The following is a 22,749-nucleotide window of genomic DNA, read 5'->3' as shown; positions in this document are numbered from 1 at the left end:
GGACCAAACTGGATGCTTTCCGTCGCCAATGTGCGCTCCCCTTCGGCTGCCGCGAGCTATTTCGCGGCAGACAATTACTACACCGGCGCCGATGCCGATCGTTCCGGAACCTGGGTCGGGAAGGGAGCGGAACGACTTGGCCTTGAGGGCCGCGTCAGCGCCGAGCAATTCGATGCCTTACTGCGGGGAGAGCTTCCCGGCGGTGTCCAGGTCGGCAACGCGGGCCAGGCCCACAGGCCGGGAACGGACCTCACATTCTCGCTCCCGAAAAGCTGGTCTCTGCTCGCGCTGGTGGGCGGCGACCAGCGGATTGTCGATGCCTATCGCGAGGCCGTCATCGAGACCTTGCGCTGGGCAGAAAAGAACGCGGCGCAGACCCGGATGGGTAGTCAGGCTGGTTACGGGAAGGTCGCGACAGATAACCTGACGATTGGTCTTTTCCAGCACGACACCAACCGCAACAAGGAGCCAAACCTGCATTTTCACGCAGTTGTAGCCAATGTCACGCAAGGCAGCGACGGGAAGTGGCGCGCGCTTCGCAATGACAAGCTTTGGTCGTTCAACACCCTGCTCAACTCGATGACCATGGCGCGCTTTCGTCTGGCGGTCGAGCAAATGGGCTACGAAGCAGGGTCGGTTGGAAAGCATGGCAATTTCGAAGCAGCGGGCATTGCCCGCGAGCAGGTCATGGTCTTTTCAACGCGGCGCGAAGAAGTCCTCGCAGCCAGGCGAGGGAGCGGACTGGAGGCAGGGATTGTCGCAACGCTGGAAACACGCAAAGGCAAGGAACCAGTGCGCGATCGCGAGGGCCTTCTTTCGTCGTGGCGCCAGCGAGCCGAAGAGGTCGGTCTCGATCTTGGCAGCCTGATCGACGCATCCCGGATGCGTACGGCGGCGAAGACATTAGCCGGTTCGAAAGAGCAAAGCCTCCTTCAGCGCGGGATTGCGAAGCTGAGGGAGTTTGCGCAGCGGATCAAGGGCGATCCTGCTGATCCACTGATCCCTGCCCATGTCCTCAAGCAGGATGCGCCGACCATTGCGGCTGCACAGGCAGTTGCTTCCGCGGTGCGTCATCTTTCGCAGCGCGAGGCAGCCTTTCCCCGTGAGGGATTGCTGAAGGCGGCGCTCGATTTTGGGCTACCGACGACGGTGGGCCACGTCGAAACCCGTGTGAACGCATTGATCAGAAGCGGTGCACTCGAATCCGGCAAAGGCGAGCACAAAGGCTGGCTGGCGAGCCGGGAGGCGCTTGACCTTGAAAGCACCATTCTCGCGAATGTCGACCAGGGACGAGGTGCGGTGTCGCCCATCCTGGATCGATCGGACGCCGCAGAACGGGTCCAGGCTGTTGCTGCGATCAACCACGGAATTTCGCTCAACGAAGGGCAGGAGGATGCGGCGGGCCTTGTGCTCTCATCGCGTGACAGGATTGTAGCGATCCAGGGCATTGCCGGGGCGGGCAAGAGCAGCGTGATGAAGCCGGTCGCCCAATTGCTCCGCGAGGAAGGCAAGCAGGTGCTGGGGCTCGCGGTGCAGAACACGCTCGTCCAGATGCTCGAGCGCGACACCGGCATCCGTTCGATGACCATCGCCCGCTTTCTCGCGCAATGGGGCAGGCTTCTGCACGAGCCGGGAAATGCCACGTTGCTGAGTGAGGCTCGGAGCGCGCTCGGAGACCATGTCCTGGTGCTCGACGAGGCCTCGATGGTGTCGAACGAGGACAAGGCCAAGCTGGTACGGCTGGCAAACCTAGTCGAAGTCCAGCGCCTGGTTCTCGTCGGCGACAAGCGACAACTTGGTGCCGTCGATGCCGGTAAGCCCTTCGACCTCGTTCAGCAGGCCGGGATCGAGCGCGCCAAGATGGATGTGAATCTGCGCGGCCGCGATCCCGCCTTGCAGCGAGCGCAGGCCGCCGCGCAGGAGGGGCGCATCGACGATGCTCTCCAAGCCCTAGCCCCTTCAACCATCGAGGCTCGGGGGGACAGTGCGATCGTTGCTGCCGAGCAGTGGCTCTCGCTGAGCCCGGCAGATCGTGATCGGACGTCGATCTACGCGTCGGGGCGATCACTTCGATCCGCGGTCAACGAGGCTGTGCAGCGCGGCCTCAAGGCCAATGGCGAGCTCGGGCCGAGGGCGGCAAGGTTGAGCGTCCATGTACGGATTAACGCCACGCGTGAGGAACTGCGACACCTTGGAGCATATCGGGCCGGCATGGTCCTCAACTTCCGATCCTTCGACCGCACCCAGGGACTGGCGGCGGGAGACTACACGGTCAAATCGATCGACCACGCGCGAAAGCGACTGGTGCTTGAAGACAAGAAGGGACGTGCCCGCAACTTCAGCCCATCACGGCTCCGACCGGGCGCAAAGAATGACCGGCTGTCGCTTTTCGAGCGAAAGTCGCTGGTCGCTTTCGAGGGTGACAAGATCCGTTGGACCGACAACGACCACAAGCGCGCGCTCTTCAACGCCGACCAGGCGAGGATCGTCGCGATCGATCCGAAAGGCGTCACGGTGGAGACCACGTCGGGAAAAGAACTGCGCTTGTCGCGAAGCGACCCGATGCTGAAACGCCTAGACTTGGCCTACGCGCTGAACGCGCACATGGCACAGGGACTGACGTCAGATCGCGGGATTGCCGTGATGGACAGCCGCGAACGCAACCTCGCCAACCGGCAGACATTTCTTGTCACGGTCACCCGGCTTCGCGATGGCCTGACGCTTGTCGCAGACAATGCCGAGAAACTCGGCCGGGCCATCAAGTCAAACAGCGGCGAGAAGACATCGGCCCTCGAAGTTACGCAGCGGCTCAAGGCGGCGGCTGCCAAGGGCCTCACGAGGGACAACGGGAACGAGGTTGTACCTTCGGAAAAGGAGAAACTCGAACTCGCGAAGGAACGCGTAAAGCCCTTCGAGATCGGGATCTAGGGGGATTGGATAGAAGCCGACCGCTCCTACGCGTTCCGGAAGGTCTCGAGGAGCTGGTCGTTCGGCGTCAATTGATCCATCTGGACATTGAGGCAGGCCGTCCAAAACGTCGTACCATTCGAAGGATCGGTCTGCCCGGCATCCCAACGTTTCGCCACCCGGTCGAGGTCTTGTAGCGAGATCCCGCCCATCAAGTATGCCTCTTTGAAGCGCCTAGGATCTGTCGCGCCGAGAGACTTTTCGCGGAGCAACGAAATGAAGTAATAATAGTCGGGGCGCTGGTGTGGGTGGTTGTACAGCGGGACCGAGTTGTCGAAGTGGCGTTGCGGCCGAACCGTCCGATCTTTCGTCTTCACGTCCAGCGCGAGCGAATTCCCGATAACGTAATCACGGCGGGTAGAAATCGTGTCGTTCTTGAAGGTGACCTGATGGTGAGCGAGGTATCTCTCGAAGACGATCTCGCCGATGCAGCCGACGAGATTTGCCTGTTCTTGCCTATGCGAATTCTCGAAGATGGGGAGGCTGTCGGCACGCTCCATGGCCTCATCGATCAGCTCGACGGTGAGCTTCATGCGCCGATAGCCTACAGCCATGATGATACCTTCAAGAAGTGGTCAAAAAGGGCGCTCACTTACACTGAAACGGCTTAAAGCTTCGTGTTCTCAAGGTTCTGCTGTCTATCGATACGGGTCCCGGGAGTCGAGAAATGGTCTCCCGTGGAGCTGCTGGCTGATTGGGCGTTGGAATCTTTAAGTGAAACGCATACCCGTGAGAGGCATCTATTTTGGGCCGTCTCAGGCGAGGTTTTGCGCGTAGCTCCATGGCAGACAACTTCAACTACATATCATTCGGTAACCCCGATTTCGTCATAGATGTTGACGAGATCGGCATGAGCCGTGGCCGCATGTTCGAGTATACTCCTACCGAGCTGGCCAAGGGCTTGGAGGACCTTGGGCAGCCTTCCCTCGAATTCCTCGGCAAGCTGCCGACCTTCCTCTGTAGCGAGATTGACCGGTCGACCGACAATCCCACGATGATTGTTCGCTACGGGCGCGTTTCGAACCTCGAGGCCGGCAAGAGGGAAGTTACGGCCGATTTCGAACCGATCATAGATTTCGGCGAGGTCGCGTTCGAGAGCGTTGAGCAGGCAACAGAGATGTTTGGCGCCGACGGGTTCCAGCTCTACCGCACGCACTGGGCCGTGCGCGAAGGCGCATCCGGTCCGATTCTCGCAGGGCTGGCCGAACGGAAGCCAGCATTTGCCGATGCGGTCGCCGAATTGCTCGGTGGAGTGGCCGATGCTCCCGGTGCAGAGCCTCCCGAGAGGCACAAGAACATCATAGATGAGGTCGACAGCGTTGAAGCGTTTCTTGAAGTTCTGCAGGCGCATCCGCCCAAGGATGGAGAACAGACGTTTTACAGGGGCCACGAGGATGTCACGTTCGAACTAACGCCTTCGCTGCTTCGAAAGTGGCCGAATGGCAGTTGGAAGTTCATGCCGAACGAGGATCGCCTCTGCAAGGAACTGCTCATCGCCCACTACGACGAGTTCGAGGGAGACCAGTACTGCTTCGACCAGTTGGTCAGGATGCAGCATTACGGGTTACCGACGCGGCTTCTCGACATCTCGAGCAACCCGTTGGTGGCGCTGTTTTTCGCCTGCTATTGCAAGCCCGAACTGATGGAAGAGGAAGGGGAGGTCATCATCTTCCGCGTGCCGGAAGAGCAGGTCAAATACTACGATTCCGACACGGTTAGTTGCATATCCAACCTATCCAAGCTGAGCTACGAGCAGAAGAACGATATCGATCTATCCTTGGAGCTCGAAGCGTTCAACGGCGAGCCGGTCACGGGCAAGCTCCTGCATCACATCAAGTCGGAAAAGGGCTTCTTCGAAGCCAGGATCGTGCCCGATGATCTTGGTTCGATTGTCTGCGTGAAGGCAAAGCAAACGAATACCCGTATCAAGTCGCAGTCGGGTGCATTCTTGCTGTTTGGCCACGAGGCGATCTTGCCCGAATCTGGCCAGGACGGGCTCGAGGTTTCGCGCATCACCGTCAAGGACAAGAAGCGGATCCTTGGTCAACTCGACGCCCTCAACATCAACGCCACGACGGTCTATCCCAGCATCCAGGAGACCGCGCAGCACGTGAAGGCACGCTACAGCTTGCCAGACAGCTAGATCGCGCGGCCGAACCAAATGACGCGGCCGACCACCTGGATGCCCGACCGGTCGACGTCATCCCAGCTCGGGTAGGCCGGGTTGTCGCTGCTGATCGTTATCTTGCGCCCACCGGGCTTAAGAGTGACGCGCTTCACGACGAGGGCATCGTCGGCGCGCAGGACATAGATCCCGTCACGCAGGCGGGAGCCGTGGTCGGACGCATCGACCATGACCTCGTCGCCGTCGCTGAGCGTTGGCTCCATGGAATCGCCCAAGACGTGGATGATCGAGAGGCTGGGGCTCTTTGCCGGCGTAAGTCGCTTGAGCCACCGTTCGTCGAAGCCGAACCGGGTATGCGCCGTTTCGCTCTCGGCAATCGCCCCGAAACCGGCCGATGCATCGACATCGAGCACCGGGATCTCGACCAAGCCGTCGCGAACCGGCAATGGCGGGCCACCCAGGACTTGCTCGTCGACGCCGAAGAAGCTCGCCAGCGTTCGCCGGTCGTTATCGTCGAGCCTACGCGGCGATCCACGCTTGATGAATTGCTGGATATACGACGAGTTGCGCCCGATCAGGCGGGAAATAGAGGAGTAACCGAGCCGCCTTTGCTGGATCAGCCTGTCGAGTTCTTCCCGTACTTGTTCCATCGCTTGCATCCTTCCGGTCAATTCCGGGGTGAAGGAAATTTCCTAGACTCAATGGAGTCTTCCTACTAAGAACAAAGCAAGAACACAAGGACAAAGCGAGTCGAGGACCACATGAAACTGCTGGATAGGATCGAGTGCCACCTGCGGGAATCGCGGATGTCCGCGACGCGCTTCGGGAGGCGGGCAGTCGGCGACCCCCGGTTCGTTCTTGACCTTCGGCTCGGAAGGCGACCGCGGCGCCGCACGATCGAGAAAGTTGAAACCTACTTGGCGTCGTATGAGAAGCTGACCGTGCCTCGCGAAGATCCTAGGCAGCCTTGAAGGCACACCTGCTGGAAACGAAACACGACTGGCAGTCGGGGTTCCGCGCGCGACAGGTCAACGCGGCATGGTCGAGCACTGACCAATTGACCTTTTTCGGATCGCCTCGCCTCACGAGCCACTTGCAAGCTTGCTGAAGCCAAGGATCGTGCCGGATGTCGGCAAGTTTGCGCGGACGCACGAAGCGCTCCACGACGCGCGCCATGTTCACGTCGATGAGCGGAAACCTCTCTCCATGCTGGAACATCAAGATCGCGTGGGCCACGTACTGGCCAACGGCAGGCACCTGCAGGAGCTCCTCGTAACGGTTAGGAAACATGCCGTCATGCTTGGCAGCATACGCGGCGAGTGCACGCAACGAGGCGGCCCTGCGTTTCCATAGGCCGAGCGGCTTGAGAAACTCCTCGAGCACTTCGACGGGGGCTTCCGCGAGGTCCTGCCAACCCGGGAATCGGGTGAAAAACCGGTGGTAGAAGCTTGCGACCGTCTCGGCCCGGGTCCGCTGGAGCAAGACTTCCACGCAAACGAGCTGGTAGAGTGGTGTACCCGGCTCGCGCCATGGGAAGGACCGGCCACCACCCTGCCGGTACCAGTCCGCGAGATCGGCCGCGAGGAGCGTCAGCTTGCGCTTTTCGCCGGTCCCGAGGACCGTGTCAGGCGAGGACATGGACATTGGATGGCGGGAACAGTGCCGGGAAGTCCTTTTGCTTGATCTTGAAGAGGTAGCCGTGGTCCCTGACCAGTTGCTTCTCGCCCCTCTGGCTCATGAGGTAATCGACGGAGATCACGCCGCTTTCCAAGAGCGCTTGGAAATTACGCACGTTCGGTGCGCGCGTGTGTTCTACCTGCATGTAATGGAAATGCTCGTCTGCACCTTTACCGCGGCAGCGCGCACCGACCCAGAATGTCTGGGGATGCTTCTCGCGAAGCCTGCCTCTCAAGACCTCGAGGGGCCAAGTGACTACATGCGCGCGCCGCTCTTCCTCGGCTCGGACGTGGTCCTGCTTCAGCCAGTCCTTTTCGGTGTCGACGCTCAGCATTAACCCGAGGGAGTTTGGAGCCTTCGCGTTGATCTCGCAATTCAAGCGAAGCTTGCCATTGCGATGGTACCCAAAGTTGCTGAGCAGGTTCCACGCCGAGCCGACGGGGCTGACCGTCCAATCGGGCGACTGCGAGAATAACGTGGACCTGGTGGGAGCCCGCTTGATCCGCTTCGCCTTGAGCTCAATCCCCTTGAAGTCAGGCGTCTTCTCGGCATTGGCCGCGATGCCGAGCAAGGTTTCCAACGTCATGCCGACGCCGGTGTCACCCGGACGTAGCGTGCGAACGAAACCCTGCTCGGCAATCTCCCTCAGCGCATCGAGCAATTCGCCGACGACAGGGTCCTCACCTCGCCGGTACATTGCCGCGATATGCCCAAGGGGGCTGCCAGCGTTGTCGAGCGAGGCCAAGACCTCGGGCCGGCTCGCGTTGACCACGTAGAGGTCGCCTTCGTGCTCGAAGACGGCAAGCAAGTTGTAGGGATCGGCATAGCGCCCGAGCAGGGCAAACCAGATACGTGGGTCGCCGGACTTAGTCTGGGGACGATACAGGGACACCGTTGATTCCACGAGGCGATCGGGCTCGACGAAGTAGGCCCTGCGGACCACCTTGTTCTCCGGGCCTTGCGCCTGGTCGTCGAAATCGTGGATACCGGTCGACAGGAGGTAATCCCGCACGTTGGCGGTCGCGTCCATGATCGACTTCTTCAGCCCCGTTTCGGTGGGGACCAAGAGCGCTACGTCGATCTCGTGGCGCGTGAACGCGGCGAGGACATCGCCGACGTCCGTGTCACTCTTCTCAAGCACGGGTTCCCACGGCCTCGTCCAGAACCTTGCGGAAATGCTTGCCGACAGCCTCGGCGAGGCCGACGGGAACGGCATTGCCGATCTGCGTGTACTTGGGAACCTCGCGGTCGAAGTTGCCCTCGAGCGGGTTCCCGGCCCGGCGGATACCACCCGTCGTCCGCTTGCCCGAGAACTCGTACCAATCGGGGAACATCTGGAGCCTCGCCCATTCCCTAACGGTAAGGATGCGCGGCTGGCTAAAATGGACGTAGTCGTCCGGAAGCGAGGTCGCGGTCATGTTCGGCTCGGCATTGCCCCAACGCGGCTTCAACACGCGCTGCGAGAATTTCTTGGTTTGCGCGTGGGTGGGAATCTCGCCGCCATTCGCCAGCATGTAGTCGAACTTTTCGACGATTTCGCGCTTGTGCTTGCTGTACTCCTGCTCCGTCAGCTTGCCTGCCCGGGAGGCGGCCCAGGCCGGCGGGGTGCGAAAACCCTGTTGCAACTCGTTCATCGGCTTGCGCGGGTAGGCAGAAGTCTCGAACGCTCCAGCAGGGAAGTCGCCGCTTCGCAGGATCTTCGTGATCTTGGGATCGATGAGGTCACCAAGCAGGTCTACCAAGTCGGGAAACGATCCCGGGTTCGGCGGTGGCAAGAACCCGCACGCGACAGCGTCTTCCGCGTCCTCGTCCTTGTCGAGGAAGCTACAGGCCTCGAGAATGTCCTTGCGTATTCCGACGAGCAGCACGCGTGGCCGGTTCTGCGGAACGCCGTAATCCTTGGCGTATACCAGCGACCACCGGACCTCGTAGCCCGGGATCTTGCGGAATTCTTCCAAGACATCCGGGAAGATCTTCCGCGAACCCTCGCGCGTCCAGCGGGAAGTCAAGAGCCCGCGCACGTTCTCGAACAGGAACATGCGCGGACGAAGCCGGTCAATGATCTTGGTCATCCTCGCGTAAAGCCGGTTGGAAGGCAGGGCTTCCTTGTCGACCGCGTAAGAACGCCTGATCCCAATGCCCGAGTATCCTTGGCAAGGAGGGCCGCCGGCGACGAGGTCGAGGTTGCTGAGCTTGCCGTGGCTTGCTTGCTCGAAGCGCAGGTCGACCTCGCCCATCGATCCGAGATCGCTGACCAGCTTCTCGAGCCGCTTGCCCTTGAGCTCGTGCGCGTCGTGGCAGCGAAGCTCGGCATTGTCAGAGAAGCGCATGCCGCCGAGCTCGTGTCCCCGGTTGCGCAGGTAGGTTGCCATCGCGTCCTTATCGAGCTCGTTGACGAAGACCGTCGTGAAGCCGGCATTCTCGAGCCCGGTGCCAAGCCCGCCGCATCCCGCAAACAAGTCGACCGCGGAATAGATCGAACGAGTCGCCGTTGGCTCTTCGGCGGATGTCAGCGGGACCGCGGTCGTCCCGTCCTTGTCGAGGGTCTTGGTGTCGAGAGTCATGCCGTGTTTGCTAGCACGGGGCCTGGCGGCGGTCCAGGTCTTTCGCTCGGTTTTTCGACTTTTCAGTTGATCGATGTCGAAGGTCGTTGGAATTCGTGGTGCTGCCTTCCTTCTTGCCTGGTGTAGTATTGCGAAAAGGAAAATTAGCATGGGAACCCGGCTTGAGTAAAAAAACTTGCCGGGTTACCAATCCCTTGCACGGTTCTTAACAAGTCCCCGCCTATTCAACTTGGCATTCGGGGGGCACCGGATCTCGGGGGTACATGAGGCTAATTCCTGCGCAAATCCTAGGGTGCGATTCCGCTGCGGAGCGGAGGGTGTTCGGATTTCTCACGGAAGTGGGCTTTAGCGCCTACGACGTTGCGCTTCATTCACTCAACATCGGTCACCACGAGTACAAGCGATGGGGCGAAGCGGATTTTTTCCTGGTCGGGCGGCGCGGTATTCTCCTACTCGAGGTGAAGGGCGGTCGGGTCGCATGCAAGGACGGTATCTGGGAGTTTACCAACCGCCACGACGAAACGAACCGCAAGAAGGAAGGCCCCGCCGAGCAGGCCAAGTCGGCATACTTTTCGCTGGAGAAGAACTACCTAAATCCCAAGTTCTACCGCGAGTTGCATGGAGTGCCCCGCGGCTGGGCGGTGGTGTTTACCGATATCCCCCGGCTGGCCAACGACGGTTCAACCTTGTTGCCCGAGCATCCAGACGAGATCACTGCTTACGAAGAAGACTGCAAGGGTCATAACTCGTTCAAGAAGTTCTTGGCGAGGGCTTATGACCACTGGGCATCGAAGCAAAGAAACGCGGTTGAGCTTTCTCCGCAACTGGTCAAGGCGATCTCGGATTCGCTGCGGCCGAACTTCGAACGCGTTCCTTCTCTAAACAGCCAGCTGCGTGACATGGAGCAAAGGCTCTACCAATTCACCGACGAACAATACGAAAAGCTCGACGCCATTTCCGAAAATGAACGGATCCTCGTCGCGGGTGGCGCGGGTACCGGCAAGACGTTCGTAGCTGCCGCTTGCGCACGTTACGAAGAAGCAGAGGGGCGCTCGGTTCTCTTCCTGACCCGTAGCAGCTACCTGGCTGGTTTCCTGTCCAACCAAGGATTGCCCAGCGGGGTGACCGTCGCCACGATCGACGAGGTCCAAAGGTTTCACGATGAAGGCAAAACTTGGGACGTGCTCGTGGTCGACGAAGGGCAGGATCTTTGCTCTTTGGAATGCATCGACCTCTTGGACGGTGTATTGGCTGGAGGCTGGGAGAACGGCCGCTGGCGATGGTTCGGCGATCCCAATTACCAAGTATCCCCGAGTTTTCCGGTCGATCAGGATTGCCTCGACTACCTCAAGTCCAAGGGTGTCGTAACCAACCTCAAGAACAATATCCGCAACGCGGGAAAGATCGTCGAGGCAATCAAGCTCTTGGCGGGAGCGGATGTCGGCAAGCCAACCAGCAAGCCTGATAGCGGTATCGTCGACCTCCAGCTGGTAGAGACCGAAAACGAAATCCTTCCCCGCGCAATTGCGGCGGTGCGGAAATGGTTGAGTGACGATGACCAACTGCCGCGAAACTCGATCGCGTTGCTGGTGCCTAGCAGTGTTGAAATCGACAAGGCGGTGGACCTCCTCGACTCGAAGAACGTGCGGTCAGAAGCATTGAGCAAGCGGGCCCTTGGCGGGAAACCTCGTGACTGTGTACTCGTTGCGACGATCGAAGACTTCAAGGGCTTGGAACGACCGCTCGTTTGCGTGGCAGGACTGGGGCAGGAGCACGGTTTTGCCTCGAGCGCCTACAAGGGAATTTCGCGCGCGAACCACGGCCTAACACTGGTCGCGACCCGCGAAGCCGTGGCCGAACTGACCGGCAAGGCCGCCAATCATGGCGCGTCGAAGGGGGAAATTGAATGCTAGGAAGGGACAAGATCCTTCGCGAAACGCGGCGCAGGCTCATCGGGCCGGGTCTCGGTAAGCCCGGACCCAGCGGGACCCACGCGGACGAGATCATCGAAGGGCGCATGAGCCTCGCCTACATGCAAGGCATGCTCTTCCCTCGCGCCGAGCGGTCTCCTGCTGACCTTGGCGGGGACGAAGCGGAGGACGCCTCCGACGAGGATGCTGATGATCCGCTGAGCATGTCTAACGCTATGCTGCCGGCATCGATGGGGATGTCATTGTGCATTGCGCCGGGCAGCAAGGTGCAGATCACGGTCGACGCAGCTGTCTACGAGCAGGTCGAGCCGAGGGAAGATGCCGAGAACCCCGAGGCAGCCAAGGACAAGGCAAAGGCCGCGGAAGCCCCGGTCCCGGCGGATGCATCTCGCGATGCGAAGTCAGCGAAGCGGCGAAGCAAGGCCGATGGGCGGTGGCAACGTCGCGCGTTGGCCCCGGCATCGCAAGCTGTTGACGCAACCGGCTTAGAGACCACCCTCGTCCTCGAGGATCACGCGACACTGGAAGTGCTCGCGCGAACCTTGCCAAGTGGCGACGTTCTTCTGACAACTAGCCTCTCAAACATCCACGAGGCGAAGAACGCGAGATCAAGCGAGGCTACCCTTTACCAGGTTTCAATTCGAGCGGAGCCCCTCGAAGGCCAAATCCTCAAGTACCCGGCGGCCCGGTACGTCCCACCCACGGACGAGGAGCGTGAACTCCGGGTCATTTACGGTGAGCAACGCCCCTATGCCGTGGGGCACGGGGTGGCGACCGATTGGAAACTTGAGAATGACGAGTGCGAATGGGTCTGCACCGAAGCCCTTCCCACTGCCCACGTTTGGCGACCGGTCTTCGACAACCTGTCGATCACGAGGGACGGTGAACTCGTTTCCTTCGACGACGACGAATTGTTCAAGATCGCGCCCCTTGCCAGCGGTGATCTTTCCGGTCCCGAGCTAATCGAGCGCCTAACGGGATTGGTCGAGTTCTACGAAGAATGGATAGCTTCGCAGGCCGCGATACCGGTTGACTCCGAGCTGGCAGCCGACGCCTCTAGAATGATCGGACGATGCGAGCGAAGTGCCGAACGCATGAAGGAAGGTATCCGCATCCTTCAAAGCGACGAGAGCATCGCCCGCTGTTTCATGCTGGCGAACCGCGCGATGCTCATGTCGATGTCCCACGCGGGCCGGGCGACCGGCCGGGGACGCGAAGACGGAGTGCAGGGGCCCTTCGCGCTTGGAAAGGCAGAAACTGGCCCGATCGACTATTTCGAGAATCCCGCGCAGTGGCGCCCGTTCCAGCTGGCGTTCTTTCTTCTCGTCTTGCCGTCGCTCGCGGGAAAAGAACTTCCCGATCGTGATCTCGTCGATGTCATCTGGTTTTCGACCGGCGGGGGTAAGACCGAGGCATACTTGTTCGTCTCTGCCTTCGAGCTTTTCCGGAGACGGATTCTCGAAGGGAAAGCGGGCGGCGGAACCGGGGTCATAAACCGCTATACCTACCGCTTCCTGACCGCCGACCAGTTCCAGCGTACTGCCGGCGTGATCTGTGCCATGGAAATGATCAGGCGCGAATTGAACGCTTCGGGCGACCCATCGGTTGGCGAGGAAGAATTCTCGATCGGCCTATTCGTGGGAGGCGAAGTTAGCCCCAATTCCTTCGCCGGCAGCCATGACGGCGCGATGTCGAGGACGCAAGAGCTCCTGGATTCAAGCCAACCTCGCGACGCGAATCCTTACCCCATCGAGAGTTGTCCATCGTGTGGGACACTACTCGTTCCAGAAGAGAAGAAAACGAAGCCGGACGGTAGCCCTGACGAGGCCTATTACGGGTTCATTGCGACCGCCAACAGTTTCACGACGAGGTGCCCGGAAGAGGACTGCGCGTTCCACGGCGGATTGCCTGTCTACTTCATCGACGAGCAGTTGCTCCGCGCACCGCCTTCGTTCTTGCTCGGGACAATCGACAAGTTCGCAATGATCCCTTGGAAGGAAAACGGCGGGGTACTGCTCGGGCTCGGCACGAAGTGGTCGTCACCCTCGCTCGTGATCCAAGACGAACTGCACTTGATCTCGGGTCCGCTCGGGACCCTGGCAGGGATCTACGAAGCCGCTTTCGAGACCCTGATGGCAGCCGGGGGAAAGCCGCCGAAAGTGATTGCCTCGACGGCAACCATAAGGAACGCTTCCGTCCAGTGCAGAAGGATATACGGCAGGCCATCGATGGTGTTTCCATCACCCGGTCTGCGCGCGGAGGATTCCTTTTTCTCGAAGCTCGACACGGGCAACAAGGAAAGGTCGAGACTTTATGCAGGGGTAATGGCGCAGGGCCTTCGATCGACTGTCGCGGCCTCTTGGACGATGGCAACGCTGCTACAGTCGTCATACGAACTCGTGGAAGCAGGCGAGCTAACCGCGAACGAGGCGGATTCCTACTGGACGTTGGTAGCCTACCATAACAGCAAGCGCGAACTGGGTCGTATAGTCAACGCCACCCGAGACGAAATTCCGACACGCATGAAGGTCTATGCCTCAGACGAGGAAGTGGAGAGGCCATCGAACTTCCAGGTGTTAGAATTGAAGGCACACGCGGAGACACCGGTCCCTAGGGCGAGGCAATTGTTGGCCCGACGGCATAGGCCAGAACAACCCGCGATCGACGTGGTCCCCTGCACCAACATCATCTCCGTCGGCGTCGATATCGACCGTCTCGGCATGATGATGGTGAACGGTCAACCCAAGCTCAGTGCAGAATACATCCAGGCGACCAGCCGGGTGGGACGTGGCGCAGTGCCCGGCCTCGTATTGGCTGCCTATTCTCCGAGCAAGCCAAGGGACCGCTCGCATTACGAGTCTTTCCGCGATTACCACGAGCGCTTCTACAGCTTCGTCGAGCCAACAAGCGTCACGCCCGGAGCCTTGCCGGCGATCGAAAGGGGCCTCCACGCGGCCTTGGTGACGGTCGTGCGTCATGGGACAAGGCTACGAAAAAACGCGACAGCAAGGCAGTTCGATCCCGCTGAGCAGCCGGTTGTAGCTATCATCGAGCGACTCGAGCAACGCCTGTTGAGGGCGTACGATGGACCACGCGAAGCCGAAGAGCGGGATCGCATCTCGGCGAAATTGACCGAGAAGGTGACGGAGTGGGCCGGGTGGGCAAGTGCAGTAGAGGGGCTGCAGTACACGTTTGCCAGCAACCAGCAACGCCCACACTTGCTCGTTCGCTACGGTAACAAGAAGATCGACGGGGCAGGCTGGCACACGCTGCAATCGATGCGGCACGTCGACAAGGAAATTATCTTGGAGGACATGGCACTTGCCCAAGCCAACAATTCGTAGCGCGCAGCTCATAAGCCCATTCGGTGTTGGCTCGCTATGCGAGATCGACGGCCAGTCCTTTTTCGTCCGTGGCACGGGAAGCTGGGCGAAGGGCTACAATCTCGAGAAGATCGAGGTGGGATCACTCACCGATTGGCTCCGGCCTCGCCAGCTGAGAAAACCAACGGAATCAGTCGCGATATTGCGGTTCCCGCATTGGCATTTCTGCCCGGAATGCCGGAAGATGACCCGGTGGACCGCGGAAAAAGACAAGCAAAACCTAAAGGATGACGGCAGCCTTCCCAAGCCAACCTGCGATGGCGGCAAGTGCAAGAATGCCAGACTGGTTCCCATGCGGTTCGTTGCGGCATGCGACAATGGTCACATCGACGAAATCGATTGGCACTGGTGGGCGCACCGGTCGCACGAGCCCGCGAAACATGGTGCTTGCAGCCGTCAAACCGCGAGGCTCCACTTCGAGGTGACGGGCAAGAGCGGCGGTGACTTCTCAAGCATGGTTATACGGTGCAGTTGTGGATCATCGGGTAACTTGGAGGGAATAGCAGATGGCCCGCTCCCGCAGAAATGCCGTGGCTACCAACCCGGAGAGCAATCATCGACTTGCGTAGACCGGGACAACAAGAAGAATCCTGGGGCTCCGAAGCCGCTCTACATGGAGCCGCGAGGTTCCAGTTCCTTACACTACGCCTCCGTGATCTCCGCGCTCGATATCGACGGCGACACGGAGAAGGATAGCTGGGAAAAGCTCCGCGCCGACGCGATCTACCAGAGCACCTTGCAAACGGCGAGGATGCTCGCGGACTTGCAGGGCGGCGATACAACCATGGCGATCCAGGCCAGCCGCCCAAACCTCGAGGCACGCGCCATCGATGTCGGTATCACCTTAGAGGATGCGCTTGCTTGCTTCAAAGCGGACCTAGGAACTAGTCCAGCCGAAACTGGACCCACCCCTCCGGCAGGCGAGATCAGCCAGCAGAGCATTCTTGACCAAGAGTTTCCCGTCCTTGCAAACCCCAAGGGACAGAATTCCCGGTGGCTTATAGCCCGGCCGGAGAAGCCAACTTCGCGCTTCGGTCTCGATGAGCTGTTCGAGCGTTTCGTTAGAGTGGAAAGACTCCGTGAGGTCCGTGCATTCCGAGGCTTCCAGCGGCGCAACGTCTCAGAGAAACACGCCATGATCTCGCCCTCGCTGGGACGGCAGCAGCCTGACTGGTTGCCGGCCATGATGGTGCTTGGCGAAGGCGTCTTCTTGGAATTCTCTAATTCCGCGATCGCTGGCTGGAGGAAGGAAAACGAAGAACAAATCGAGGAGTTCACCCAGTCACACCTCGTGGGTGCCGAGGCGCTGGGATTGCCGGTACGCATGGGGTTCAACGCGAACCCAACATTCATCATGGTCCACAGTTTTGCCCACTTGCTCCTGAACCAGCTGTCCTTCGACTGCGGATACTCTTCGACCTCGCTAAGGGAGCGAATTTACTGCGGAACGGACTCCGAGCCGTATGCCGGGCTGCTCATCTACACGGCTGACTCGGACGCCGAGGGATCCATGGGTGGCCTGAGCGAGATGGGTGCGCCCGAAAGGCTCGAGGATGTCATCTATCGCGCCGTGTCACGCAGCCAATGGTGTTCCGGGGACCCGGTCTGCCGCGAGCTCGACGCGCAAGGTGTCGACGGATTGAACCGTGCAGCGTGCCACGCGTGCTCGCTTGTCGCGGAGACAAGTTGTACTTTCTCGAACGTACTCCTCGACCGTGTCCTGGTGTCCGGCGACGGACGGAAGAATGGTCGCGGTGTTCGCGAGCCGGTAGGCTACTTCAGCAAGGTTCTAGAGGTCTAAGTATGCGGTTTCCCTCGTTAAGTGATCTCGACCGAGAGCAGCGTCGCATTTACGGCGATGCACCGGCCAACGGGGCGATCTTGGTCGTGGGCCCGCCCGGCACCGGGAAAACGGTCATGGCTTTTCACCGTGCCCAAAAGCTCGGAAAGCTTGGTCAAGATCCGCATGTTATCATGTATAACAAGGTGTTGGCCAAGTACACGTCCAGCAGGTCAAACGTGGCTCCCGATGTTGGCGTGAGCACGATGCATACCTGGGCAGGCAGGTGGTGGAAGCGGGCGACGGGCTCCTGGCCTCCGATGATCGCCGGTGATCGCTGGGCTCACGATTGGCCCGACATATGCGCCCGAGCGATCAATGCATTCCAAAAGGGTGCCAGCCGCAAGTTTACCTGGGGGCATCTCATCATCGACGAGGGGCAAGACTTTCCTCCCCAGATGTACATGGCACTCGGGATGATGCTGAAGCAAATGGAAGCGCACGGCGTCGCGGCGCAGGTGACGATCTTCGCGGACGACAACCAGCGTTTGCAGGCTGACCGGAATAGCCGGATCAAGGATATCAAGGATTACCTTTTCCTCGGTGCTGCAGCCGATCGCGTTTTCAACTTGAAAAAGAACTTTCGCAACACGCGGCCCATCGCCGAGTTTGCAAAGCATTTCCAAGTCGGAAACGAGAGCGGCATAGCGGAACTGCCGGACGCTGATGGTGAGAACCCGCAGGTTGTCTTCGCTGCCAACGACCGGGAAATCGCTGACTTCATTGCGCGAAAGGCGAAGATCAACCCGGGTAAGCAGGTCGGCGTGATCGTCTACGGTGGAACCAAGGACGTAAAGCGGGCCTACAACCAAGTCAAAACGCGGGTTGGCGAGCTGGCCAAGCCCCCGCATTTGCAGATGTACCTCAGCGGAAACAGTACGCACACCGACCAGTCTCTGGACTTTGAAAGTGGCAACACGATTACCTTCCTCCATGCACAGTCTGCGAAGGGTCTAGAATTCGACATCGTTTTCTTCCTCGGCATGGAAGGAATGAGCGTCGATACCTCGGGCTTCTTGAACGAGCGGATGGCACTTTACGTTATGAGTTCCCGGGCCCGTTCCGAGCTCTACATCGCGTTCAAGGACATAGATCCAAGGGCCGCTCCACCCGCATCGTTCCGCTTGCTGCCTCGTCCAAGCATGGACTTGTGCCGGTATGTGGGCCTGGGATCACTCGACCAAAGCGTCGGGGTGTTCCAAGAGGCCATCGAGGCCAACGATGATTTCGAAGAAATGGAGGCAGCCGAGTGACAGAAGATAAGCGCGAACTCGAGCTCGATTTCGAACCGAAAGCAGAGGGTAAGGCATCGAGCTGTGAACTCCTCGTGCCGATCCACGCCGACAATTTTGCCCTCGCGTTGGCGTCTGGCTACCTTGGTGGGTCATTGAAGGGTGATGCGGCACGGGATCTCCAAAGCTACGCTGCCAACGGGCTGTTCGCCTTCAGTGGCGAGGTTCCCACCTGGGCGATCTTAGAGGGCGAAGATGGGGACAGGGTCCTGCTCAGCCTCGAGGGAAGAGTAGAGATGGCGGCGGAGCCTGCGACCATGGAATTGCTTGGTGGTCCCGAGAGAATAACGAGGGTCAGGTCGGCCTATTTCCGAGACGAGGCCTCGTTGGCGAACTTCAACGCATCCTACGATGCATTTCCCGACGTTCCCATGAACATCGTCGAACTTGCAGCGAAGTGGCCGGTTCGCGAAGCTGGCGATCGTCCTACAGATCTGCAGGAGCTTCCGATAGAGCAACCAGGTCGACGAAGCGACCTCGACTTTCTCGGGGGCTTCGCGGCGGGAATCATCGACCTCCTAGCGGAAAGCACCTTCGATGAGGCGATCTGCAAGTTCCTCGACGAGCCGGGAACGGACATTGCCGAGAACGGTCGAAAGCTGTTGCTTGCGCTCGAACCTCGTTCTTCGCAGGTGGATGTCTCGATCTGGACGGCGACGATCGAGGCGTTGCGGTCTCGGTTCGGCAAACGCGGCTTTGATCGGCGCGAATTCCTTGCCGAAGTCGAGGGGCGCTTGGCAGACCATGGCCCAGAAGCAGAATCCTGGGTGAGGGGATGCCAGAAAGTCATCGACGCCGAGATAGACATTCCAAGTCTGGCAGACGGCGAAAAAATCGGTCGCCGCGCTTCGCTCGCGATTATCCTGTCCCATGAGCCTTCGGGCCTTGAAGAGCTCGAGAGCAACCTCGAAACTGGTCCGCGCGTGCGAGCGTTGGTCACGGCTGCAGTCTACGCCTTCGCGGGACTTTCGCGGATTGACAGCAAATTGAAGTCTCCCGCGCCAAGAATGGATGCCGTGCTCGAGGTAGGGCAAAGAATGGCCACGGGTGATCCCGTCGAGGTCAAGATCGAGACTTCAAAGACGGGCGCAGACCTGACCCGGCACCAGGTTATCAAGGTTGCCGGGAACAGCGTAATTGAACGGCAAGTTGAACCGCCAGCGTACATGGTGATGCTCAAGGCCAGGATACAAGAGGCCGGCTACAAGGTCGAACTAGACAGTGCCTCCGGGCAGATTGGCATTCGCCCGGGCAGCGCGAAGGGCGAGTTTATCATGGTCGAGGATTGCTCGCGATCGTCGCCTGGCAACCCTATCGTGAACCTAGTTTTGCCGATCGCTACCCTGGGCGCTCGCCCAACCGTCGCTTCGCTTAAGAAGCTCATGTCCGCTGCCTGGGAGAACGCGACGACCGTCGCCCTCCGCGAGGTCGGCGAGACCGAGGAAGTGGTTGCAATGGCAAGCTTGCCGCTCGCCACGCTGGACCGCGACGAGCTTAACTTCCACGTCGAGCGTTTGCTCCTGGTTTCGACAGAACTCGGTGGGAAGAAGCGCAAGGGGCGTCGCGTCAAGAACTAGGAGGTCATATCCAATGGCTATCAAGGCAGACCGTGGCGGGAAATCGTCGAATAATTGGTACCAGCGGGACCTGCCCGTCAATATCGCGACACACAACCGGAAGCTCGAACTTTGGCTCGAACTGGACTCCAAGGGAGGCGGTGTAACCGATATACGGATCGAGGTTGAAAAAACTAGCTTCGAAGACCTGCTTTCCGCGATGCTGCATTGCGATTTTGACAAGACGGCTCGTTCATTCGCCACGGCTTGTCAAAAATGGAGGCGTGCTAACGTACCCAAAAGCCGCTGATAGCTAAGTAGGCAAGCGACCTATCTACTCGCCAATCCGTGGCCACGAGCTTTAGCTAAATCGGGATGCCCAAGTCATCTCTTCGGGAGCCTGGAAATAAGGTGTCAAAATCGACGCATTAAGTCTGAATTCCGGCTTTGTGTCGCGATTTCGATACATTAAACTCCCGTCGAATGGAGAATGTTATGGCTGGGAAAGAAGACCCCACGCAGAATTCGGAACATCGCTGGGAAGGCTTGCAAGAGATCGACCGTGCAATCTCCGAAAATCGCCTCACGTCATACTCTTGGAAGAAGGCCTGGGCCGACCCGTGGGGCAGGATCAAGCTCATCGCAATCTTCGTGGCGCTGGCTGCTTTTGTCGCGTTCGTAATCGTCAACGATGTAATCCTTTAAGGGCGCCGCCACTCCTTTATTGCATCTGCCGCCTCCTCGCTCGCGCCTGTGGCGTCTTCTGTTTGGCCATCCAAGTAGCCTCTCACTGTTCCGATCCGCCCGCGACCTTGCCGACGAACCCGCTCGACCTCATCCGTGATGCCAGACCGATCCGGAGCATCGGGCATTGAGGGACCACCTGCAGAACCTACAGCTCCCCTAGCTCGCACCTGCCCCGCACTCCCGATCCCGGGGCGGCTGACAGGAGCGAAGTCCGGCAGCGAAAGGTCGGCTTCGATGTCGTCCTGCAGCCGATCGGCATAGCTTTCGACAAACCGGGATTGCAGCTGCTGGCCGCGCGCGCTCATCTGGAACTCGATGTCGTCGAAGCGCACCGGCCCGTAATAGTCGCGATTGGCTTCCATCTCGGCCATGCCCCATTCGCGATAGGCCTGGCTCAGGTTTAGCGTGCCTGCGGCGCTGTTGGCCTCGTACCAGCTGGCCTGGTTCTCGAGGCGACTGGCCATCTCTTCGGCCCGACGCGCCTCTCGCGTATAGCTCTCGGCTTCGGTCAGCGATCGGCTGAGACCCGACGAGCTGGTCGATACCTGCGATACCGAGCTTGAGCTCGTCTCGCGCAGAAAGCCTTCACGCGTATTCGACCAGTTGCGGCTATCCGAAAGCTGCCGCAGCGTACCCATGATCCTGCCGCGATCTTCCGAGGCGATCCCGATATCGCTGTCCGTCCAAGTCTGATTTCGGCCTCCCCTGACGCCAAGTTGAGCAGTACCAGGGCCTCTTTCTCCCTTGAGACCCAAAGACGCATCGCCGTTGAGAAACCATGAGACCGTGATGTCGTCAGACGCGCGCCGGGACAGGCCGAACTGCTGCTGGAGCGTCCTCGAGGCATTGTCGACTTCGCTGAATGCCGTGCCGATGCTGTCGTTCGTGCCGACGCCGCTGACCGTGTCGGAGCTCTGACCCTGGCTGTAGGCGTTGCGGATCTCGCTGAACCGGGTGAGCGCAGAGCTCGTCGATTGCTGGGCGAGGTTGGCATAGGTCTCGCTCTGCGTTCGGCTCTGGCTAGCCATCGTTCCGAGGCGTCCGGTGAAGTCCTGCCCCAGCGTCGGTGTGAACGGATAGCTTGAATTCGGGACAGCAGCGAACTCGCCATCGGGGAAGCTGGTAGTCTGCGTGCCGCTATCGCTGAAACCACGCGTTTGTGCCGCGCCATAGGCGAAGTTGGGTGCCAGATTGCCCTGCGCAAACTGGCGGGAAAACACCGTCGAATTGTCGATGTTCGAGTTGCCAAGCGAGACATTGCCGGTGCTCGCTTCGCGCGAGGCTTCCTCGGCCGCGTTCTGACTTGGGTTGAGATAACTCGTTGCCTGGCCCGAGATCGCCAGCGCACCACGTGCCACCCCGCCGGCAAGGAAAGGGATCGAGGCGACAAGATAGCCCGCCAAGATGCCGATATCGCTGTTGACGTCGCTCATGCCGGCAAAGGTCGCCAGGCTAAGGCCCGTGCTGCCGCCAGCGGCGGCGACATCGCCCGCGCCTTTGAACATCAGGATCATGTGCAGGATGACGAAGAGCGGTCCCCACGCCGCAAGGTAGAAGAAGCCGGTGACGTAGCCTCTCAATGCAATGGGTCCGGTCCGCGGCATCAGGAACAGCGGGAACAGGACAGGGAACAGCGCGTAGAACACCACTGTCAGCACGACATTGAGGATCGGGACCCATTTCATCGCGTTGTGCGCGATCGAGGAATAGGTCCGCTCGGTCTGAATATCGGCCCGGGTCTGCGCGAAGACGTCGATGCTGCCGGTGCCGCTCGCCCCTGCAAAGCCGTGCATGGCCTGGTTCATGGCATTGATCGTCAGCACCTGGCGGAAGATGTCGCTCGCGCTGCGCGAGATGCCGGTGAGATACTGATAGGCAATCGGGAGGTCGGCCATGAGCTTGGCCTTGGCGAGCGCTTCGGTCTGGCGCGGATAAAGCTGGCGTCCAGCGACAAGCGTCATCTCGTCAATGAGGCTCGCCCATTGCCCCGAAAGCGCGGTGTAGGCTTCGCGGCAGGTTATGATCGAAGCCGTCACGCTGTCGTCGGCCTGCCGGGTGAGGAATTTCTGCGCGCGCGCCGCGCTGCCCGGTGCAATCGTCGCCCAGATGTCATCGCTCTCGGACAGCTCCTTAATCGAATAGCGGCCGAGCAGCAGATCGTAGAACACGCATTGCCGGACATGCTCGTCGAAGTTCGCAGCAAACTCAGGATCGGAAATGCGCAAGCTCCGCGTCGATTCGAGCAGCCGTGCGCCATAGATCATGCCGTTCTTCGAGTAGTTGAGGTCGTCCGGCAGGCCGAATACGAGCTCGGCAGAGCGGGTCAGATAGTCCCCCGCCTGGCTGGTGAAGCTTGCCATCAGGGCGAGCCCGAGCGGGACATTGGCCACCGTTGCCGGTGCAAGGCTGGGATTGACCCGGTCGGTCACATGGACGTCCATGCGCGGCACCATCAAGCACATGTAGATAAGCGTCGCGCCGAGGAACCAGTTGAGCCAGGCACGCCAGTCCTGGTTGAACGCGACCACTATGACCGCGAGCACCATGCCCATGACCAGCGCGACCTGAATGAGGCTCTTGTAGCCGCCCGCACCGGTCCAGGCGGCAACGGCGTTGAGGACGTTGACGATGTACTCGCCGCCGCCGACCGTGAAAATCTCGACCATG

The 22,749-nt window shown here is 59.9% G+C and carries 15 protein-coding genes; 9 read left to right on the top strand and 6 right to left on the bottom strand.

Going from position 1 to position 22,749, the window contains the following annotated elements; all coding sequences use genetic code 11:
- The first annotated feature begins 12 nt into the window (after positions 1-12).
- On the top strand, positions 13-2,928 hold the full coding sequence (gene mobF / locus Q9K01_RS11890) for a MobF family relaxase (protein ID WP_305930456.1): 2,916 nt from the start codon (positions 13-15) through the stop codon (positions 2,926-2,928).
- 26 nt (positions 2,929-2,954) lie between these two features.
- Here mobF and Q9K01_RS11885 read toward each other — a convergent pair whose 3' ends face one another.
- Positions 2,955-3,500 (bottom strand): hypothetical protein, encoded by a 546-nt coding sequence (locus tag Q9K01_RS11885; RefSeq protein ID WP_305930455.1) that lies wholly within the window; start codon positions 3,498-3,500, stop codon positions 2,955-2,957.
- Between the two features lie 248 nt (positions 3,501-3,748).
- Here Q9K01_RS11885 and Q9K01_RS11880 point away from each other — a divergent pair, with 248 nt between their 5' ends.
- The gene (locus tag Q9K01_RS11880) at positions 3,749-5,110 is read left to right on the top strand and encodes an FRG domain-containing protein (RefSeq protein WP_305930454.1); all 1,362 of its coding nucleotides are present in this window, start codon (positions 3,749-3,751) and stop codon (positions 5,108-5,110) included.
- Here Q9K01_RS11880 and Q9K01_RS11875 read toward each other — a convergent pair.
- From Q9K01_RS11875 to Q9K01_RS11855, 4 genes are all read right to left on the bottom strand, one after another.
- Positions 5,107-5,742 carry a S24 family peptidase gene (locus tag Q9K01_RS11875; protein ID WP_221597146.1) on the bottom strand — a complete coding sequence of 212 codons (636 nt, stop codon included), beginning with the start codon at positions 5,740-5,742 and terminating at the stop codon, positions 5,107-5,109. The genes Q9K01_RS11880 and Q9K01_RS11875 overlap by 4 nt on opposite strands.
- A 307-nt stretch (positions 5,743-6,049) precedes the next feature.
- Complete coding sequence (locus Q9K01_RS11865; RefSeq protein ID WP_305930452.1) at positions 6,050-6,730, bottom strand: HhH-GPD family protein; 681 nt, start codon at positions 6,728-6,730, stop codon at positions 6,050-6,052.
- A complete protein-coding gene (locus tag Q9K01_RS11860; RefSeq protein ID WP_305930451.1) occupies positions 6,717-7,910 on the bottom strand; it encodes an MvaI/BcnI family restriction endonuclease in 1,194 nt (397 codons plus the stop codon). The genes Q9K01_RS11865 and Q9K01_RS11860 overlap by 14 nt, the downstream gene beginning before the upstream one ends.
- Positions 7,903-9,333: a DNA cytosine methyltransferase gene (locus tag Q9K01_RS11855; protein ID WP_305930450.1), complete on the bottom strand. Its 1,431-nt coding sequence runs from the start codon at positions 9,331-9,333 to the stop codon at positions 7,903-7,905. Before Q9K01_RS11855 ends, Q9K01_RS11860 begins: the two co-directional genes overlap by 8 nt.
- A 263-nt stretch (positions 9,334-9,596) precedes the next feature.
- On the opposite strand from Q9K01_RS11855, the gene Q9K01_RS11850 reads away from it, so the two are divergent.
- The 7 genes from Q9K01_RS11850 (at position 9,597) to Q9K01_RS11820 (ending at position 20,040) form a co-directional block, all read left to right on the top strand.
- Positions 9,597-11,246, top strand: a complete 1,650-nt coding sequence (locus tag Q9K01_RS11850; RefSeq protein ID WP_305930449.1) for a nuclease-related domain-containing DEAD/DEAH box helicase — start codon at positions 9,597-9,599, stop codon at positions 11,244-11,246.
- Between the two features lie 104 nt (positions 11,247-11,350).
- Entirely contained in the window at positions 11,351-14,608 is a 3,258-nt protein-coding gene (locus tag Q9K01_RS11845; RefSeq protein ID WP_305930448.1) for a hypothetical protein, read from the top strand.
- Entirely contained in the window at positions 14,586-16,448 is a 1,863-nt protein-coding gene (gene drmB, locus Q9K01_RS11840; protein ID WP_305930447.1) for a DUF1998 domain-containing protein, read from the top strand. Before Q9K01_RS11845 ends, drmB begins: the two co-directional genes overlap by 23 nt.
- A 2-nt stretch (positions 16,449-16,450) precedes the next feature.
- Positions 16,451-17,740 (top strand): AAA family ATPase, encoded by a 1,290-nt coding sequence (locus tag Q9K01_RS11835; protein ID WP_305930446.1) that lies wholly within the window; start codon positions 16,451-16,453, stop codon positions 17,738-17,740.
- Positions 17,737-19,356: a hypothetical protein gene (locus Q9K01_RS11830; protein WP_305930445.1), complete on the top strand. Its 1,620-nt coding sequence runs from the start codon at positions 17,737-17,739 to the stop codon at positions 19,354-19,356. Before Q9K01_RS11835 ends, Q9K01_RS11830 begins: the two co-directional genes overlap by 4 nt.
- A gap of 13 nt (positions 19,357-19,369) precedes the next feature.
- The gene (locus tag Q9K01_RS11825) at positions 19,370-19,645 is read left to right on the top strand and encodes a hypothetical protein (RefSeq protein WP_305930444.1); all 276 of its coding nucleotides are present in this window, start codon (positions 19,370-19,372) and stop codon (positions 19,643-19,645) included.
- Between the two features lie 185 nt (positions 19,646-19,830).
- The gene (locus tag Q9K01_RS11820) at positions 19,831-20,040 is read left to right on the top strand and encodes a hypothetical protein (RefSeq protein ID WP_305930443.1); all 210 of its coding nucleotides are present in this window, start codon (positions 19,831-19,833) and stop codon (positions 20,038-20,040) included.
- Here the strand turns inward: Q9K01_RS11820 and Q9K01_RS11815 are convergent.
- Positions 20,037-22,748 (bottom strand): conjugal transfer protein TraG N-terminal domain-containing protein, encoded by a 2,712-nt coding sequence (locus tag Q9K01_RS11815; RefSeq protein WP_305930442.1) that lies wholly within the window; start codon positions 22,746-22,748, stop codon positions 20,037-20,039. The genes Q9K01_RS11820 and Q9K01_RS11815 overlap by 4 nt on opposite strands.
- Between the last annotated feature and the right edge of the window lies 1 nt (position 22,749).

The sequence above is a fragment of the Qipengyuania benthica genome (assembly GCF_030717865.1).
Classification (GTDB): Bacteria; Pseudomonadota; Alphaproteobacteria; order Sphingomonadales; family Sphingomonadaceae; genus Qipengyuania; species Qipengyuania benthica.
The sequence above is the reverse complement of the archived record's forward strand: the minus strand, read 5'-3'. Positions and strand labels throughout refer to the sequence as shown.